Origin of the sequence: Amycolatopsis sp. NPDC005232, from assembly GCF_040607795.1 — a bacterium.
Classification (GTDB): Bacteria; Actinomycetota; Actinomycetes; order Mycobacteriales; family Pseudonocardiaceae; genus Amycolatopsis.
On the sequence record NZ_JBEXHL010000008.1, the window covers coordinates 318,358 to 334,797 of the forward strand.

Annotated in this window: 17 protein-coding genes and 1 pseudogene; 7 read left to right on the forward strand and 11 right to left on the reverse strand. The window is 65.8% G+C overall.

Annotation, left to right across the window (positions count from 1 at the left end):
• Positions 1-83: 83 nt before the first annotated feature.
• The 3 genes and pseudogenes from ABZU76_RS18495 to ABZU76_RS18505 all read left to right on the forward strand — a co-directional run bounded on the left by ABZU76_RS18495 (position 84) and on the right by ABZU76_RS18505 (position 2,632).
• Entirely contained in the window at positions 84-1,481 is a 1,398-nt protein-coding gene (locus ABZU76_RS18495) for a M1 family metallopeptidase (protein ID WP_354870798.1), read from the forward strand.
• 99 nt (positions 1,482-1,580) lie between these two features.
• A pseudogene (locus tag ABZU76_RS18500) lies at positions 1,581-2,073 on the forward strand (transposase family protein); the annotation flags it as partial.
• A 52-nt stretch (positions 2,074-2,125) separates the two neighbouring features.
• Positions 2,126-2,632 carry a hypothetical protein gene (locus ABZU76_RS18505; protein WP_354870883.1) on the forward strand — a complete coding sequence of 169 codons (507 nt, stop codon included), beginning with the start codon at positions 2,126-2,128 and terminating at the stop codon, positions 2,630-2,632.
• Between the two features lie 691 nt (positions 2,633-3,323).
• Here ABZU76_RS18505 and ABZU76_RS18510 read toward each other — a convergent pair.
• Positions 3,324-3,545: a hypothetical protein gene (locus ABZU76_RS18510; RefSeq protein ID WP_354870800.1), complete on the reverse strand. Its 222-nt coding sequence runs from the start codon at positions 3,543-3,545 to the stop codon at positions 3,324-3,326.
• Complete coding sequence (locus ABZU76_RS18515; RefSeq protein ID WP_354870803.1) at positions 3,532-5,070, reverse strand: RHS repeat-associated core domain-containing protein; 1,539 nt, start codon at positions 5,068-5,070, stop codon at positions 3,532-3,534. The genes ABZU76_RS18510 and ABZU76_RS18515 overlap by 14 nt, the downstream gene beginning before the upstream one ends.
• Before the next feature lie 148 nt (positions 5,071-5,218).
• Between ABZU76_RS18515 and ABZU76_RS18520 the strand changes: the two genes are divergently transcribed.
• On the forward strand, positions 5,219-5,533 hold the full coding sequence (locus ABZU76_RS18520) for a DUF2199 domain-containing protein (protein ID WP_354870805.1): 315 nt from the start codon (positions 5,219-5,221) through the stop codon (positions 5,531-5,533).
• A 393-nt stretch (positions 5,534-5,926) separates the two neighbouring features.
• Here ABZU76_RS18520 and ABZU76_RS18525 read toward each other — a convergent pair whose 3' ends face one another.
• Entirely contained in the window at positions 5,927-7,306 is a 1,380-nt protein-coding gene (locus ABZU76_RS18525; RefSeq protein ID WP_354870808.1) for a cation:dicarboxylase symporter family transporter, read from the reverse strand.
• 38 nt (positions 7,307-7,344) lie between these two features.
• Entirely contained in the window at positions 7,345-8,511 is a 1,167-nt protein-coding gene (locus ABZU76_RS18530) for a mandelate racemase/muconate lactonizing enzyme family protein (RefSeq protein WP_354870810.1), read from the reverse strand.
• Positions 8,512-8,610: 99 nt separating this feature from the next.
• Between ABZU76_RS18530 and ABZU76_RS18535 the strand changes: the two genes are divergently transcribed.
• On the forward strand, positions 8,611-9,300 hold the full coding sequence (locus ABZU76_RS18535) for a GntR family transcriptional regulator (RefSeq protein ID WP_354870813.1): 690 nt from the start codon (positions 8,611-8,613) through the stop codon (positions 9,298-9,300).
• Between the two features lie 306 nt (positions 9,301-9,606).
• On the opposite strand, the gene ABZU76_RS18540 is transcribed toward ABZU76_RS18535, so the two are convergent.
• Positions 9,607-10,110, reverse strand: coding sequence for an IS630 family transposase (locus tag ABZU76_RS18540; protein ID WP_354870815.1), 504 nt, complete (start codon positions 10,108-10,110; stop codon positions 9,607-9,609).
• Between ABZU76_RS18540 and ABZU76_RS18545 the strand changes: the two genes are divergently transcribed.
• Positions 10,076-10,453, forward strand: coding sequence for a hypothetical protein (locus tag ABZU76_RS18545; RefSeq protein ID WP_354870817.1), 378 nt, complete (start codon positions 10,076-10,078; stop codon positions 10,451-10,453). The two genes, ABZU76_RS18540 and ABZU76_RS18545, sit on opposite strands and share 35 nt — an antisense overlap.
• A 215-nt stretch (positions 10,454-10,668) precedes the next feature.
• On the opposite strand, the gene ABZU76_RS18550 is transcribed toward ABZU76_RS18545, so the two are convergent.
• The 6 genes from ABZU76_RS18550 to ABZU76_RS18575 all read right to left on the reverse strand — a co-directional run bounded on the left by ABZU76_RS18550 (position 10,669) and on the right by ABZU76_RS18575 (position 15,448).
• A complete protein-coding gene (locus ABZU76_RS18550; protein ID WP_354870819.1) occupies positions 10,669-10,884 on the reverse strand; it encodes a hypothetical protein in 216 nt (71 codons plus the stop codon).
• 45 nt (positions 10,885-10,929) lie between these two features.
• Positions 10,930-11,886 carry an MBL fold metallo-hydrolase gene (locus tag ABZU76_RS18555; protein WP_354870821.1) on the reverse strand — a complete coding sequence of 319 codons (957 nt, stop codon included), beginning with the start codon at positions 11,884-11,886 and terminating at the stop codon, positions 10,930-10,932.
• Positions 11,887-12,376: 490 nt separating this feature from the next.
• Positions 12,377-13,255: an NAD-dependent epimerase/dehydratase family protein gene (locus tag ABZU76_RS18560; protein WP_354870824.1), complete on the reverse strand. Its 879-nt coding sequence runs from the start codon at positions 13,253-13,255 to the stop codon at positions 12,377-12,379.
• 261 nt (positions 13,256-13,516) lie between these two features.
• Positions 13,517-14,644 carry an esterase-like activity of phytase family protein gene (locus tag ABZU76_RS18565; protein ID WP_354870826.1) on the reverse strand — a complete coding sequence of 376 codons (1,128 nt, stop codon included), beginning with the start codon at positions 14,642-14,644 and terminating at the stop codon, positions 13,517-13,519.
• The gene (locus tag ABZU76_RS18570) at positions 14,644-14,787 is read right to left on the reverse strand and encodes a hypothetical protein (RefSeq protein WP_354870829.1); all 144 of its coding nucleotides are present in this window, start codon (positions 14,785-14,787) and stop codon (positions 14,644-14,646) included. Before ABZU76_RS18570 ends, ABZU76_RS18565 begins: the two co-directional genes overlap by 1 nt.
• Positions 14,788-14,929: 142 nt before the next feature.
• Positions 14,930-15,448, reverse strand: a complete 519-nt coding sequence (locus tag ABZU76_RS18575; RefSeq protein ID WP_354870832.1) for a cupin domain-containing protein — start codon at positions 15,446-15,448, stop codon at positions 14,930-14,932.
• Between the two features lie 698 nt (positions 15,449-16,146).
• Between ABZU76_RS18575 and ABZU76_RS18580 the strand changes: the two genes are divergently transcribed.
• A partial coding sequence (locus ABZU76_RS18580) for an SDR family NAD(P)-dependent oxidoreductase (protein WP_354870834.1) occupies positions 16,147-16,440 on the forward strand: 294 nt, incomplete at its 3' end.

A 16,440-nucleotide genomic window follows, 5' to 3' on the forward strand; every position in this document is an offset into this window, starting at 1 on the left:
GTCGGATCGGTCCTACTCTTCAGCGTCGACGACTGCCGAGGAGGACCAAACCAATGCGAGGCGCCAACCGTAGACGTGGCCACTTGTTGATCATCTCCGGCGCACTGGCCGCCGGTCTGCTGGCCGCGACGAGCCCGGCAGCGGATGCGGCGCCGGCACGAGAACCGCTGTACTCCCCCGGTGCTCCAGGCGCCGGGGATCCGTATTTCCCCGACATGGGCAACGGCGGCTACGACGTCAGTCACTACGACATCCGGCTGGCGTTCAACCCCGAAACCAAAGCAATCAACGCGACCACGACGATCCTCGCCACGGCCACACAGGATCTCTCCCGCTTCGACCTGGACTTCCAGGGACCGCTGAAGATCAGTAGGCTCTCGGTGGACGGCCGAAACACCACCTACAGCCGCAGCGGTGCCCAGGAGTTGGCGATCACCCCGCCGCACGGTCTACGGAAGGGTAGCTCGTTCGTCGTCTCGGTGAGCTACGCCGGCGTCCCGCAGAAGATCGACGACCCCGCGCTGGGCGTCTCCGGCTGGGTCGCCACCAAGGACGGCGCGGTCGCGCTCAACCAGCCGATCGGTGCGGCGACCTACTACCCGGTGAACGACACCACCGACGACAAAGCGACCTACACCCAGACCATCACCGTCCCCACCGGACTCACGGTGCTGGCCAACGGCGAACCCGGGCCCACCACCACGCACGATCACCAGACCACCTTCCGCTGGACCATGAACCGGCCGATGGCCAGCGAGCTGAGCATGCTCGCGATCGGCAACTATGACGTCACCCGCGGCGTGGCGGCCGGCGGCCTGCCGAACATCACCGCGATCGGCAAGTCGATCGACACCAAGCCCGGTCAGGGCAAGGTGTTCAACCAGACCACGGCGCAGGTCATCCAATGGGAATCCTCGATGTACGGCCGGTACCCGTTCGACTCGACCGGCGGCATCATCGCCGACGTCGGCGTCGACTACGCCCTCGAAACGCAGAGCCGGCCGGTCTACGACCAGAGCACCAGCGATGTCGACGGCGACCTGCTCGCCCACGAACTCGGCCACCAGTGGTTCGGCGACAGCCTCACTCCCGTGCACTGGTCGGACATCTGGCTCAACGAAGGCTTCGCGACCTACTCCGAGTGGCTCTACCAGGAGAAATTCAACAACGTCCCCGTGCAACAGACCTTCGCGAAGGCCTACGCCGACGAGAAGGACTGGAGCGGCGAAGTCGCCGACCCCGGACGTGATCACATCTTCGACGACCTGGTCTACAACCGCGGCGCGATGACACTGCAGGCGCTGCGCATGAAGATCGGCGACCGCGCCTTCTTCGAAGTGCTCACGCAGTGGCCGACCGCTCACCGATACGGCAACGTCTCGACGCGGCAATTCATCCAGTTCGTCGAGCGACTGACCCACCGCAACCTCGACTCGTTCTTCCACGCCTGGCTCTACCAAGCGGGCAAGCCGGCACTCTGACCACGTCATGGACTGCACCGACCGCATCACGCTCCCCTAAGGGATGTCTCGTAACCCGGTGTCGGGCTGGCTGGGTCGGTAGTTGATCCGGTCGGCGTGGTGCAGGTGATCACAGCGTCGCGGCCGGAGTGGATTGCCCCGTTCACCGGGCGGGAACCGGGTCAGCTCCGCAAGCCGATACGGCTGGTCGCCAAGCGGGGCGGAAACGAGATCGCGGACGGACGGCCGGGCCGGCAGTGGGCATTGCCCCTGGCAGACCGGGTTCTGCTGGTCGCGACCTATTGGCGGACGAACCTGACCATGCGCCAGATCGGCCCGCTGTTCGGGGCATCGCACTCCGCCGCGCACCGGGGGAAGCGACACGATCGGCCCACTGCCGGCGCTGGCCCCGGTCCGCAAACGCCGGATCGATGCAGTCGCGATCGTCGACGGCACTCTGGCCCCGACCCGCGATCACCGGCTGACCACCCCGTCGAAGAACTACCGCTACCCCACCACCGTGCAGGTCGCCATCGACGCCGAGACCAGATTGGTGATCGCCACCGGCAATCCGCAACCGGGCAGCCGCAACGACTGCACCGCTTACCACGACCGACGTCGGCTGGGAATAGATCAAGAACACCACCGTCGCCTGGGGCCAGGCCGTGCGCGCGACGTGGCTGCTGATCACCCAGCCCGGCGTCACCGCCGCCGACGAGCAACCCCTGCCGCGCACCTTCCGCCGCCGGGCCGAGCGCGAGGGCAACAACCCCCACGCCGTGCGCGTCGTGCGGATCCACGATCGCGCCGACACCCCACAGCGCGAGCAGCACGCCGAACGCAGCTACCAGGTCCGGTGGACCGTTCGTGGGCATTGGCGCAACCAGTGGTACCCCTCGCGCGCTGAACACCGGCCCGTGTGGATCAACCCGCACGTGAAGGGCCCGGCGGAGGCCCCGCTGCGCACCGGCGAGACCGTGTGCCTCCTGGGCGGCGCGGGCTCCGCTGCACCCGAACATCCGCCGACGGGGGACGTGATGTTCTCGGCCTGGACGAGAACGCGCCCAAGAACCTCGATCTCCACCCCGATTCCCGCGTTCGCCCGGATCGCCGGCCAGCTCGTGCTCATCAGCTGGGCCTTCTGGCACGCCGTTCCGCTGCTGAGGGCCTGACCTCGACGATCCGCGTGCAACCGCCCCTTGCGGGGTGATTGCTGGAGAAAGTTCGGCGGGGCGAGTAGAGGTCCCAACAAACCGAGGTTGGCGCGTCGGTCGGGACGGCGAGCCTATGCTCGCCGTCGTTCCCGGCCCCGCATCCGATGACAACGACCGTCCAGCTACGAGCAATGCGTCGTTGATCGACCAGATGGTCCGCGAGGGGCGCCCGCCGACTGTTGGCCGAGAAGCACTCCAGGCAGAGGTTGGCGCCTCCATCGCCGCGTTCGCCGACAAACGCGACGAGCACGGCCATCGCTTGTTCGTGCATAACGGCTGCCACCGGCCCCGCGAGGTACTGACCCGCACCGGCTCGGTGGAGGTCTGGCGAGCCGGAGACGCAGGTGTTCCGGGCGCTTCCCCTGCGCCTGTGGAAACTGGCTGAGCGAGCTCAACAAGCCACTCACCGAGCGCGTAGATCGTTTTCAGTCGAGAAGTCCACCAAGCCAAGAATAATCTCCCGTCGCTCCCATCGCGCAAAGAACGGGTAGCCGGGAATTTGGTTCCACAATCGACTCCACCCTCCCGATGCGGCGAGGCGGCTCGATGCCAAATCCGGACCCGCCGCCGCACTGAAAGGCCACGCAATTCATCTTTGATTCATTTTGTTTGCGATCACTCGAACAACTTCACTCGTCCGCACAGACTCTTATTTGCGATGAATACGCGGGTTCTCAATTTGCTCATCCCCTTCACCTAATGGAATATCGACAGCGGATAACCCCATTTCTTTCGCATGAAGAAGAACGAGTGACACAGATTCTATCGACTTGGCGGCTGCGCCTGTTCGAATAAAAATCTCAGCACAAGAGAGTTCACTGACTGCCTCGAAGAGTGCCGCCCCCATGCGCACAGCCTCAGCGAGATCCATCTCGACGGTTACACGCTTCCCCGACTTGGAAATATTCATATTTTTTACCTTCTCGGTTTTTCGCGAAATCTTCATAGGATATCTTATATGCAGTCATTGAATACTCATTGCGCAAAATTATCATCACTCTTCGGCCTATACCATACCAGCCGGTGGTTCCATCCGACATTGCGTTCCCGCCGCCTCGCTCCACGTAGCCGTCAAGATAATCGGCGAGATCGTCATCACTCATGTCAAAGTGGTGGTTTGCAGGTTTTCCCTTCGCCACTTCCTTAGCAGCCTCTTCCCGAATGTGGAGAACACCTTGAAATGCAGCTTCACTACATTCATTCATGCCGCCGGTGTTATGCACTAGAACCGGACTGGACTCGGTAGCGACCTGGTAGGTGTGATCGACATCGACAGTCAAGTTGTGAACACGAGCCACTGTCAGCTTCTCAGCGATTGTTGCGACTCTTAATGCACCGCCGTCACTCCCACGCAAGCGCGATCCTGGCCGAAGTTCACCAGCCGTCACCCAGTCCGATCGATCCACGGACCAAAATCGGTGTCCCTTGGTTGCGACCACCGGTGCACTACCAGCGATACCCACCTCGATTAGGTCTTTCACCCCGAAACCGACGATTGTGGCCACGACCGAGCGTTTCGTAGTCGCGCCGGTGTCAGGATCGACTGCCACGACCATGTCGCCGAGTCGGACACTTTCGATTGGCTTCTTCTTCCCATCCGCCAGCAGCACGAACGTCCCGGGGACGAAACTGTTGACCTTGCAGACTCGAGCAGCGCTAGACAGGCGTTGCTCTGCGCTCTCCACCGCTCGCAAGTCCGCCATCGCCTTGTCCCAGCGGCGAATCCACGACAGCGTGTCCTTGAACGCCGTGACGATCTTCTCGACGATCTTCCCGCCCTTGAGAATCTTGCCCCACGGCAGCGCAGTCAGGACCTCCCAACCGCAGGCAACGAGGTTGAAGTCCTTGATGCAGTTGTCGACGATGCCCTTCACACCGATGATCTCCTGCAGGATGTCACCCCCGACCTGGATGGCGATGTCGACCCAACTGCGCTTGTCCGCGGCGGCCTTCTTCGCCTCCTTGGACTCGGCCTGACTCAGGCCGGCGTCCTTCAGCGCCTGATCGTGAGCCGAGGAGCCGCCGCCCCCGCCGATGCCCCACGGCGGGTCGATCCAGATGCGGTAGACGAACACCTGGACAACCCAGTAGGTGACCGCGACCAGCATGAGCACGGGGAAGAACAATGAGGCCGCGACCAGCGCCCACACCATGACGGTCACGGCCATCCGCTTCTGGACCGAGACCGTCTTCCAGAACAGGCCGTTCGGGTCGGAGTTCGTGACCGGGGAGTTGTTGGCGTACGCGTATCCGTTGAGCTGCTGCGGGTCGTCGAGATCCATGACCGGGTCGACGGAGATGAAGCGCCCGGTCACGGGGTCGTACTCGCGTGCGCCGAGATTCGTCAGGCCGCTCTCGTCCTGGGCGCCGCCGATGAAGCCCTTGTCGTCGCCCACGATGAAGGCTGATCGCCACGCGGATTGCCGAACGGGTCCTGCCGGCGCGACTTCGCCTCCAGGGTGCGAGCGTCGACGGTCATCGACGTCGTGCCCTGGTGGTCGTCCACCAACCAGGACAGACCGCCGCGACGACTTCGAGTGGGGCGTGCGGGTCTCCCTCAGCAGGGCCAACTTCGGCCGAGTCGCCGAACTGTGGGACAAGTCCGAACGAGTCCAGGAACCACCCTATTTCGGCCGGCTCGCCACCGAACTCCCCACGTACGAGCCGACCACCCTGAACCTCAAAACCAACCTGCACACCCAGCCCGTCGGCGTCCGGCCCACCCTGGAACTCGAACCCAGCGACCACCCACTGGCGGTCGAACAACGGACCAGCATCACCCGCGCCCGCGTCCAAGCCATCGCCGAACTGCTCCTGCACTCCACCCGGCAACCACAGCGTGAGCCCGCCGACCAGTGATCACGACGTGGGTTTAGCGAGCGTGTCGGGAGGGGACTTGAACCCCCACACCTATGACCAGCGGATCCGCAGAGGAACCAATCAGAAGTCTCGACGAAACCGCAGGTCAGAGAACCAAGTATGTGTCCGAGGGCGGAGTTGATCTAGAACCCCACGCTCATGTTCGCGGTTGACCTGCAGCTGTAGTCGCGGCGGCACCGGCTGATGAACCGTTGCTTCCGACCGGGCGACTCGGCGAACGATATGAAAACGCTTGGACAACCACAGTTGCTCGATCGCGCTGCGGCGCACAGAACCAGCCCATTCCTCGTTGCCGGCGCGAGCGGAAGTCCTGTGTGGACCGGCGCCTGGACCCCGGCCCCGCACCACCGGCGTCATCTGGTTTCGCGCGCGTCAGTGGTCGGCGCCCTGCGCGCCGCTGGTGACGGGCGCCGGTGCGATGGCCGCGCGCTGTGCCGCGTCGTACTCGGCCTCCAGTTCGGCCAGCGCCGCACCCCGAGCGGACAGGACGCGGCGGGCTTTGTCCTGGTCGAAGTCGTTCTCCCACTTGCCGATCACGATCGTGGCGACGGCGTTGCCGAGGACGTTGATGAACACCCGGCCCTCGTTGAGGATGCGGTCGATGCCGACGATCAGGGCGAGCGCGGCCAGCGGCATGTGGCCGACGGCGGTCATGCTGGAGGCCAGCACGATGAAGGCGCCCCCGGCGATGCCCGCCGTGCCCTTGCTCGTCAGCATCATCACCCCGACCATGGTCAGCTGCTGCTGCCAGCTCAGGTCCATGCCCAGGGCCTGCGCGAGGAACAGCGACGCCATCGTGAGGTAGATGGCAGAACCGTCGAGGTTGAACGAGAACCCGGACGGCACCACGATGCCCACCACCGGCCGCCCAGCGCCGAGGATCTCGAGCTTGCGCACCAATTGCGGCAGCACCGCCTCGCTCGAGCAGGTCGACAGCGCCACCAGCAGTTCGTCCTTCAGCAGCCGCATCAAGGCGAACAGGCCGAGCTGGCAGGCGCGCATGATCGAGCCGAGCACCACGACGATGTAGACCACGCACGTGGCCGTGAACAGCACGATCAGGTACAGCAGCTGCTGCAGGCTTTCCGCGCCGTAGGTCGCCACGACCGACGCCAGCGCCCCGAAGGTGCCGAACGGCGCGAGCCGCATGACCCAGCGGACGATCCGGAAGACCACACCCGACAGGGCCGTGATGCCGCGCGTCAACGGGGCGCCGGACGGGCCGGCCAGGTTGAGCGCGGCGCCGAACACGATGGACACGAGCAGGGCCGCGAGGATGTTGTCACCAGTGATCGCGCCGAACAGCGAGTCCGGGATGAGGCCGGAGACGAAATCGGTGAACGACGCGTGGCCCTGCGTGGCGGCCTTCGGGACACCACCGGGATCCAGCGTCGCGGGATCGATGTGCATCCCGGCCCCGGGCTTGAACACGTTCGCGACGACGAGCCCGATCAGCATGGACACCAGCGACAGCACCACGAAGTAGCCGATCGCCTTTCCGCCGATGCGGCCCGCCTTGCGCAGGTTGTCCATCGACGCGATGCCGGTGGTGACGACGCAGAAGACGACCGGCACGACGATCATGCTCACCAGCGAGATGAACCAGTCGTTGAGCGGTTTGAGTGCTGGGCCCGCCTTCGGGAACAGGAACCCGACGGCGATGCCCAGCACCGCGGCGACGATCACCTGGAACCACAGCTGTCCGAGCAGGCTGCGCACGCGCGATCGGGCCGCGGGGGCGGTGGACGGCATGGGTTGCTCCTTCGCACGACGTTGTGACGGGGGGACCTTCAGCTGTGCAACTGGCGCAGCACCTTGAAGAACGCGGCCTTCTCCTCGAAGCCGATGCCGGGCGTTTCCGTGAGACCGACGCGGCTGCGCTCGACGACCGCGCCGTCGGCGAACCCTCCGGTCGGCTGGAACTCGCCGGGGTAGGACTCGTTGCCGCCGAGCTTGAGCGCCGCGGCGATGTGCAGGGAGAACTGGTGGCCGCCGTGGGGGATGCAGCGGCGCGAGGACCAGCCGTGCTGCTTGAGCATGTCCTGGATGCGCAGGTATTCGGTGAGCCCGTAGCCCAGCGCCGGGTCGAACTGGAGGTAGTCGCGGTCGGGGCGCATCCCGCCGTAGCGGATGAGGTTGCGGGCGTCCTGCAGGGAGAACAGGTTCTCGCCCGTGGCGATCGGGCCCGCGTAGTGCTCGGAGATCACCGCGTTGAGACCGTAGTCGAGCGGGTCGCCGATCTCCTCGTACCAGAACAGGCCGTAGGGCTCGATCGCGCGACCGTACTCGAGGGCGGTGGCCAGGTCGAACCGGCCGTTGACGTCCACCGCGAGCCGGGAGCCGTCGCCGCCGAGGACGTCGAGCACGGCTTCGATCCGCTCGAGGTCCTCGGCCAGGTCCGCGCCGCCGATCTTTATCTTGACCACGCGGTAGCCCCGGTCGAGGAAGCCCTTCATCTCGTCCTGCAGGTCCCGCAGGGTCTTGCCGGGTGCGTAGTAACCGCCGGCGGCGTAGACGAACACGTCGTCGTCCGGTGCGCCGTCGCCGTAGCGGTCGGACAGCCAGCGGTACAGCGGCTGCCCGGCGAGCTTGGCGGCGAGGTCGAACAGGGCCATGTCGACCACGCCGACGGCCACCGAGCGCTCCCCGTGCCCGCCCGGCTTTTCGTTGGCCATCATGAAATCCCACGCCCGCGTGGGGTCGAGCTGCCCGTCTTCGGCGAGCAGGGCGTCCGGGTCGGCGACGAGCAGACGGGGGACGACGCGGCGCCGCAGGATTTCGCCCGCGCTGTAACGGCCGTTGGAGTTGAAGCCGTACCCGACCACCGGCTCGCCGTCGCGCACTACGTCGGACACCACCGCGACGATGGAGCAGTCCATCGAGCTGAAGTCGATCCAGGCGTTGCGGATCGACGAGCTGATCGGGACGACGCCTTCGTGCACGTCGAGGATCTTCATCCGGGCCTCTCTTATAAATTATAAATTCCAATCGGATGCTAAAGTCCCGGCAGGCCGAAGCACAAGCCTCGGTTTCCGCCAGGGAGGGTGCAGAGGTCGATGAGCAGCGCGAACGTGTTCTCGAGCAAGGGCGAGGTCGCCTACGCCGAGCTGCGCGGCCGCATCCTGTCGGGCGCCCTGCGGCCCGGCTCGCGGCTCGAGCAGAACGAGCTCGCCGGCGACCTGGGCATGAGCCTCACCCCGCTGCGCGAGGCGATCCGCCGGCTGTCCAGCGAAGGCCTCATCCACCTCGACGCCCACCGCGACGCCCGCGTGGCCGGGATGAGCGCGGCCGAGGCCCGCCAGCTCTTCGAGGTGCGCCTGTCGCTCGACCCGACCGCCGCGATGTACGCGGCGCGGCGGCGCACCGACGACGACCTGTCGGCCCTGCGCGCCGCGGTGGCCCGACTGCTGCCCGTCACCCGAGAATGGGGCGAAGAGGCGCTGACCGCACACCGGGCTTTCCACCGGGCGCTGTACGTGGCGTCCCACAACGCCACGCTGATCCGCCTGCTCGACGACATCTGGGACAAGACCGACCGCTATCGCCGCGCGGGGCTGCAACTCCCGCCCGGCAACGAACCCCGCACGCGCGACCACCAGGAGCACCACCAGCTCGTCTCCCTCGTCGCCGCCCGCGACGAGGGCGGGGCACGGGAACTGATGCACAGCCACATCGAGCGCAGCCTGCTCGCGTCGGCCATCGAAGCACTGGAGCAGCGCGAGCACAGTGAGGCAGGGGCCGGCTGACGTTTCGATCACCGGCGAGGATCGAAACGATCGTGCACAAGCCGGCCACCGGGCTCAGAGGGCCGGGCGTCCTAGCACGGGCATATCGACCATCACCGGCCCGTTTCGGCGGTCCCGATCGGCAGCGCGACTGAGGTCGGCCGGCTTCGTCGTCGCTGCGTCCATTTGTGAGTGGCGAGGTTGTCGCAGACCAGGTGCACGTCCAACTCGGCCGGGACCGCTTTATGTTGAACGCGGCGAACAGGCTGGTGACACCGTGCCGGACTTGGTCGTGACGATGCCGCTCAGGCATGCCGGCATCATCGGCTAGGAGCGATCCAGGGCCTGCATCCCCAACTTCTCGTCCACGCACAACACGACGACTCGCTCGGGTGGATTGTGGTACAGGCCAACGACATCGACGACCTTGTCCACGAACATCGGATCGGTCGAGAGCTTGAATCCGTCGACCAGGTGCGGCTTGAGGTCGAACTGACGCCAAATTCTCCAGATCGTGGATTTGGACAACCCCGACTTCTCCGCCATCGACGTGCGCGACCACTGCGTCGCGTTCCGCGGCGTCTCCCCGATGGTCGCAGTGATCACCTCTTCGACCTCGTCCAGCAGAACCGACGGTGGACGACCCGGCCTCGGCTCGTCCACCAAGCCCTCCAAACGGTTGGCAATGAATCGGCGGCGCCACTTGTCCACCGTGTTCGGCACGACCCGCAGGTTCGCGGCGACCTGCTTGTTCGTCAACCCAGGCTCAGCACAACCCAGCACAATCCGAGTCGACGTGTTCGGCGACGAGACCCACTCCGACCTCCCCATCCCGCACAACCCGGACTGGCTCGTCACCACCGGCCGCGGCGGCGCCCTGCTCCACGCCTCTGACACCACCTTGTCCGCAGAAGTGACGCTCGAGATCTGGCCGCCCGCGGGGCCACCGAATGCTGACGGAACCGACGAACACACATTCCACACCCCGAACGGACGTGTCATGATCGCCGCGATCACAGCGAGTCCGAGCGACAAGAACGTCGCACCGCCCCACCCCGGCGACTACAAGCTCAAGGCACGCCGCCTAGCCACCCGCGCCCTCGAAGACAGCGACGCAGGCGCGATTGAAGAGATCTGGTGCGTCCAATTCTGGCCCGCAATCAGCACGAGCTGACCCGACATCGAAGCCCAGCAAACAGGTCCTGCTACGAGGCGAACAACCCACCGACATCACGAACACATACCACCACGGGTTCCAGCGCACGGCGGCGGTGATGAGGACGCCAAGCCGAGCACTGTGGGCCGCATGGTGGCGGCGAGCTGGCACGAGGCCGGCGGATCGTACTTGGCTGCCGTGGGCGTTGAGTTTGGTTCGAGGGCCGGCGAGACCTACGCGGGTTTGCCGGCGTCGATCCAGCTGCGGAAGACGGCGATCCGGTCGGCGGGCCACGCTCCGTCGCACGGCATGGTTCCGGCTTCGAGCCGGCCGAGGATGGCGTCGGCGTGGGCCGAAACGTCATCGAGGGACCAGAGGTCGAAGGCGAACGTCATCGCATTGCGGTCCTGTTCGCGGAACAGTGGCTTGATGTCCTGCTCGAACTGCATCGGCTCATCCTCCGTTGCGATTGTCCCTCGACAGGGGAGAGAGAATCAGTCCTTTGTGAGTTGGCTCCGGACCTCGTGGTCCCGCTCGAGGCTCCAGATGGCGGGAGCCTTGCCGTCGAGTTCCTCCCACACGCGCTGGACGTCGAAGACCATCGCGGGCTCGAACACCGGCATGCCACCGTAGTCCGGAAGCAACTGTTCACGGGCGGCCCGGTAGGCGTCCCTGATATCGCCGCCGGCGTTCTTCACGTTCTCCACGGCCCTGAACAGCCTGGTGATGAAGTCCCTGGTGAGGTCGATCGCGCGCTGAGCTTCAGCCTTGGTGTGTGCAATCTGGCCACCACCGCCGACCAGCACCTCGACATCCAGTTCGGCGATCTTGTCCAGGGTACCGGTCATCCAGTCGCGATGGTAGGCATCGCCGCTGTAGACGACCGAACCATTCTCCACCATACAACCCGTGAACAGGACCTTCTGTGAGGGAACATAGGCGACGATGTCGCCGGAGGTGTGGCCCTTGCCGAGCCAGGACAGCTCCACCGTGCCGCGGTTGCCGCCGAGGTCGATGCTGAGGTTCCGGTCGAAGGTCATCGTCGGCCACGTCAGCCCCGGGATCTCCTCGTGCCCGTCGAACGACCAGGGCAGGCGGCCGAGCTCGACGTCCCAGTCCTCTTTCCCCCGCTCGGCGATGAGGCGCGCGGTCTCAGCGGACGCCACGATCTGCTCGGCCTGGAATGCTGTGGCGCCGAGGACCCTAACGGCGTGGTAGTGCGACAGCACCAGGAACTTGACCGGCTTGTCAGTGTGTTGGCGCAGCTCCTCAAGCCAACGCCGCGCCATCAGCGGCGTCGCACGCGCATCGAACGCTACGAGGAAGTCCTCGCCTTCGATGGCACCGACGTTGTTGTCACTCTCGGTGAGAGCCCAAATGCCGTCTCCGATGGGCTCCAGAGCCTCGGCCTTCGGGGCGGTGTCGCCGGCAGAGGCAAATGGCTTTGACACGTGTGGCTCCCTCGCTGAGTACTGGCTGTCGGAGATTGGATCGCTTCAGAGAATGAGCGCCTTCGGTGAGCAGCTTCTTACCCCGAGTCCTCAGGGGGCCGAACCGGCCGCCTCGGCCTCCACCCCGGCGGCCCCACCCGGCTGGTACCGCAGGGCGGCATCCGCCGGCTGGTGCTCACCGTTGAGGCGGGTGCGCACCGGCTATCGGAGCTTTTCAGCCCCACAGCGAAAGAACCCCGCTCACGCTCACCGGCCCCCATCGGCGCCGCACGCAGGGCGTGCTCTACATCGTTGACATCGTCGGCACGCCGTGGCTGCTGCACCACGCCTGGTCCGGCAGCGAACTGGTGACGCTGGACCAGGTCGGACACACGGCGTCTGCCCGCCTCGATGCAAGACGCTGGTCTGCGCAACGGACCGGTTCGCCCGATGGCAGACGGGCCAACACCCCGCGCCGGGCGCCGCCGCAGGCGGGGCCCGGCGCGGTCTCTCAGAAGTCCGTATGCGCGATGTCGTCGAGGACCGGCGGTCCCATGGGAGACCAGCCCAGGACACGCCGGGCCGTGTCGCCCGACGCCTGCTGGTCGAGGAGAAGGGCGTTGCCGAGCATGCCGAGCCGGTCGAGCGTCCGCGCGACGGGTTCGGGCTCGACGCGGCCGGCCAGGCCGAGAGAGCGGCTCACTGCTTCGGTGATCTCCCGTACGGTCGGGTTCGTGCCGCTGGCGCCGATGAAGTACGAACCGCGCGGGGCCTTCTCCACCGCGAGCACGTATAGCTCGGCCAAGTCGTCCACGTGCACGGTGCTCCAGTGCTGGTCACCCGGACCGATCATGGTGAGCGCCGGGGCATTTCCGGCGGTTCGAGGGCCAGCGGCGACGCGGTTCAGCAAACCGCCGCCGTGGCCGTACACCACTGCCGGCGCAATAACCGAGGTCCGGACGCTCTGCGCTGCGCGCACAAGCTTGCCGAGCGGCACGCGCCAGGCGATCAGCCGCGGGGCGTTCATGCCGGTCGACTCAGTGATTCCCGAACCGCTGCCGTGCAGCCAGACGCCGGTGGTATATACGAACGGCCGGTCGGTGTTCCCAAGCGCGCGCAGGAAGCTGGTGACGGCCACCTCTTCGACGGTCGCAGTAGTCTGGTCGCCTGGCGACGCCAAGTGGATCACACCGTCGCTCGCGGCGGCGAGTCCCTCCAATGCATCACGGTCTGCCAGGTCGGCAATCGCGGGCTGGGCGCCCTTGGCCCGTACCGACTCGGCCTTCTCGGCAGAGCGGACCAAGGCAGTGACCTGGTGGCCGCTGGAGACGAGCCGATCAAGCACCGCGGCTCCGATGTAGCCGGTGCCACCTGTGAGCAGTACGTGCATGGTTATCCTCGTCGCTGACGTTTGTTGGGGATCACCGCGATACTCGCAGTACATCGGGCGACTACGCCTTACCAGCAGTGATCAGTGGTTTGCTCAGTGCCCGTTTGAACGACCACTACTGCAGACCGCCACCGGACGCCGGGCCAAGGGGACATCCCGGCGTCCTAGCTGTTCACCGAGCGAAGGATACGAGATTCGCCCCGATGTGGACTATTACAGCCAACGTCGCGCGCTTCGTCCTTGACATCGGGGCGTCCGGGCTCAGGGCAGATGTGCGGCCAGGTTCAGCACGCGCGTGGTCTGCATCGCGGAGAAGTTGTCGTCGCTGATCAGGCTCACGCCGATCAGGCCTGGGCCGTTGCCGGTGATGGCCATGCCTTCGTAATTGTCCAGCAGGGGGTTGGCCTGGGCCTCTTTTGCAGGGGCGCCCAGTGTGGGGCAGTTGACCAGATCGGCCAGGTGCTGCTTGGCGACGATGTCCGCACGCGGCGCGTCTGAAAGGTTGGTCACGGCACCGACGTCGGCAGCTTTTCTGAGACCGGTCACAGTGAAAAGGTCGACACTGTTGCCGGAGGTGCTGTCGAAAGCGGCCTCTTCGACCACGATCGCGTCATCGCGGTATGCGGCGACTTCGGGGATGCGCATACCGGGCTCGGCCCGGTAGCCGACCTGCTTGATGAGGTGCCATTGTCCGGTGCCGTCGACGGTGTACACCAGAAACCGGTGCAGGGAGGCGTCGCCGGTCGTGGAGACGTCGCCGGAGAGTGCGTCCTCCATGGAGGCGATGATTTCACGCCCGGACGGCGAGACTGTCAGTCCTTCGAGAGTGGCGTTGGAGGTTGCCTGACCGTCGGGGGTGGTACCGGTGACCGCGAACCGCGCCGGAACCGGCAGCGACTCTTTCTGTACACCGGCGCGGTCGAAGATCCGGATCGACGGCTCGGTTTCCGAGCTGACCACATAGTCGCCGTCCGGGAGCACGGCGAGCCCCTCGTTATCAGAGCCGGTCCCGGTATACGGCGTGCCATCCGGCTTCCTGAGCACCAACGGGTCACGAACCGGCCTCGGGTCTTCGAGGTTGCTGAAGAACCAGATGCGCGCTGGATCATTGGCGTGATTGTCCACAGCAGACGCCCAGGAACGCGACCGGACGTCGAAGGCCAGCGAGGACAACCCACCGACCTCGGCACCATTGACGACGCGCTTGTCCAGGGCGTCGCTGAAACCGAGCGCGGACACGCGCGGGGAGCACCGTGTGCCGGTTCCCGGCCCGTCGGTAGCACCCACCGCGGCGGCGGGGGCAGGCACTGTGATCGCCGTGGCCATAAGTGCCGCTGTCGCACCGGTAAGCATCACCGACATTCGGCGGATCCCGTTCATGATCGTCATCACAGGACGCCCTCGTCCTCGCCGGAGGGGATGGTGCGTGAGGTGGTGACGACGGCGTGGCCAAGCTTGCGGCAGGCCTCGACCAGGCCGGCGCCGATGCCCGGCGAGGCTCCGGCGATGACGGCGACTTTTTGGTTTTGCATGGTAATCACATGTCTCCAGTTCTTCGACCGAGCACGACTACGCGCTCGATGACGGGATGGGTTTCTCGACCTCGGCTGCTGCCGCCGGTCGGCTCGTGGACAGTGGGCCACACTCGGCGGCGGCGCGCCCACCGTGACAAGGCTAGGTACGGCTGGGCGGTGGTTTGAGCTGGTACCGCGCGACGATGTCCGGCAGCCAATCGGGGGTGACGAACTCCAGTCCGTACTCAGCACCGAGGCGTACCAGCTCCCCATCGGGTGGCGGGCCGCCCGCGATCAGTTCAGACAGGTTGTGGAAGAACCCTTCGAAACCGCCCGGGGTGATCACCTCGATCATCCGCGCGGGCGTTTTGCCCGCGTTCCACATCGTGTGAACTTCTCCACGCGGCTTGGTGATGTACCCACCCGCGCCGAGTACGACCTCGCGGTCGCCCGACCGGAAACCGATCTCCCCCTCGGTCACGATCGAGTACTCGTCCTCACGGGTGTGCCGATGCGGAGCGACCAGCGCACCGACCGGGAAGGGGTGCTCCACGATCGACACAGCACCCCCTGTCTGGTGGCTCCAGAGCTTGAAGGTCACTCCAGTAGTTCCGAGATTTTCAGTCCGTCCCTCTCCTGGTTGCACGATCGTCAGTGGTGGAGGCGTGGTGTCGCCCATGGCAGCTTCTCCCGTTGTCATCGATCTGACTTGTCGCAGGCGTCGTCCGACTCGCTCTGTGACGAGGCCGGCTCAGCGGGCACGGCTTCGCGGTCGCGAGCGAGCTGAGCGATGAAGTACTCCGGGTCGTCTGGGTAGAAATTCCGTCCGGTGGTCTCCACCGACATCGCTGCCTCCGATCGCAGTTGGGGCTGCGGCACCGTTGGCCGCCCTCATCCTTGATTGGCGTAAGCGAACGACGAATCTTTCGGAGGGTCGGCGAAAACTCGCCCCGAAGTTCCCCATGAGGTGCCCATCCGGGCAAGGCAACTGCTCGCGCGCCGGGTGCTCAGCCGCAGTCGGTCCGCTCCGCGTCACTGGAGCTGGACCTCGGGCAAGTTCGTTGCGGCCTGCGCCGCTTCCTTGTCGGCGTCCTGTGTGAGCTCGACGAAGCTCATCGACCGCGGAGACTGGCAGGTCGGCTGATACACACCAGCCGCGGGCCTGGTCATTCGTCCCTCGAGTACACCGTCAGCAGCGGGTCGCCGCGCCGCCAGCCGCTCAATGGCGAGTTTCAGGGCAAGTTTTGCCGCCCCCCGAAAGATTCCCTCGTTGGCTTACACCAATCAAGTGACGACGCCGGCGGCAGCCGAGGTCGAGGAATCCCATCCCGTCACCGTGCCCGTGCTCGGTCGAACACCCGGAGGATTGTCATCACCATGCAGAATCAGAAGGTCGCCGTCATCACCGGGGCCTCGCAGGGCATCGGCGCCGGCCTGGTCGAGGCCTACCGCAAGCTCGGCCACGCAGTCGTCGCCACCTCGCGCACCATCACCCCCGCCGAGGACACCGGCGTCCTCGCCGTCCAGGGCGACATCGCCGACCCGGCCACCGCCGAACGGGTGATCTCCGCCGCCGTCGAGCGGTTCGGCCGCGTCGACACCCTGGTCAACAATGCGGGCGTCTACGTCGCCAAGCCGTTCACCGACTACACCGCCGAGGATTACGCCACC

What these genes read in the sequence shown, in the direction of transcription:
- ABZU76_RS18510 (WP_354870800.1), bottom strand. Translation starts at nt 3,545, where the DNA reads ATGGATCTCGCTGAGGCTGTGCGCATGGGGGCGGCACTCTTCGAGGCA.
- ABZU76_RS18525 (WP_354870808.1), bottom strand. Translation starts at nt 7,306, where the DNA reads ATGCCGTCCACCGCCCCCGCGGCCCGATCGCGCGTGCGCAGCCTGCTC.
- ABZU76_RS18530 (WP_354870810.1), bottom strand. Translation starts at nt 8,511, where the DNA reads ATGAAGATCCTCGACGTGCACGAAGGCGTCGTCCCGATCAGCTCGTCG.
- ABZU76_RS18535 (WP_354870813.1), top strand. Translation starts at nt 8,611, where the DNA reads ATGAGCAGCGCGAACGTGTTCTCGAGCAAGGGCGAGGTCGCCTACGCC.
- ABZU76_RS18540 (WP_354870815.1), bottom strand. Translation starts at nt 10,110, where the DNA reads ATGGGGAGGTCGGAGTGGGTCTCGTCGCCGAACACGTCGACTCGGATT.
- ABZU76_RS18550 (WP_354870819.1), bottom strand. Translation starts at nt 10,884, where the DNA reads ATGCAGTTCGAGCAGGACATCAAGCCACTGTTCCGCGAACAGGACCGC.
- ABZU76_RS18560 (WP_354870824.1), bottom strand. Translation starts at nt 13,255, where the DNA reads ATGCACGTACTGCTCACAGGTGGCACCGGCTACATCGGAGCCGCGGTG.
- ABZU76_RS18565 (WP_354870826.1), bottom strand. Translation starts at nt 14,644, where the DNA reads ATGACGATCATGAACGGGATCCGCCGAATGTCGGTGATGCTTACCGGT.
- ABZU76_RS18570 (WP_354870829.1), bottom strand. Translation starts at nt 14,787, where the DNA reads ATGCAAAACCAAAAAGTCGCCGTCATCGCCGGAGCCTCGCCGGGCATC.
- ABZU76_RS18575 (WP_354870832.1), bottom strand. Translation starts at nt 15,448, where the DNA reads ATGGGCGACACCACGCCTCCACCACTGACGATCGTGCAACCAGGAGAG.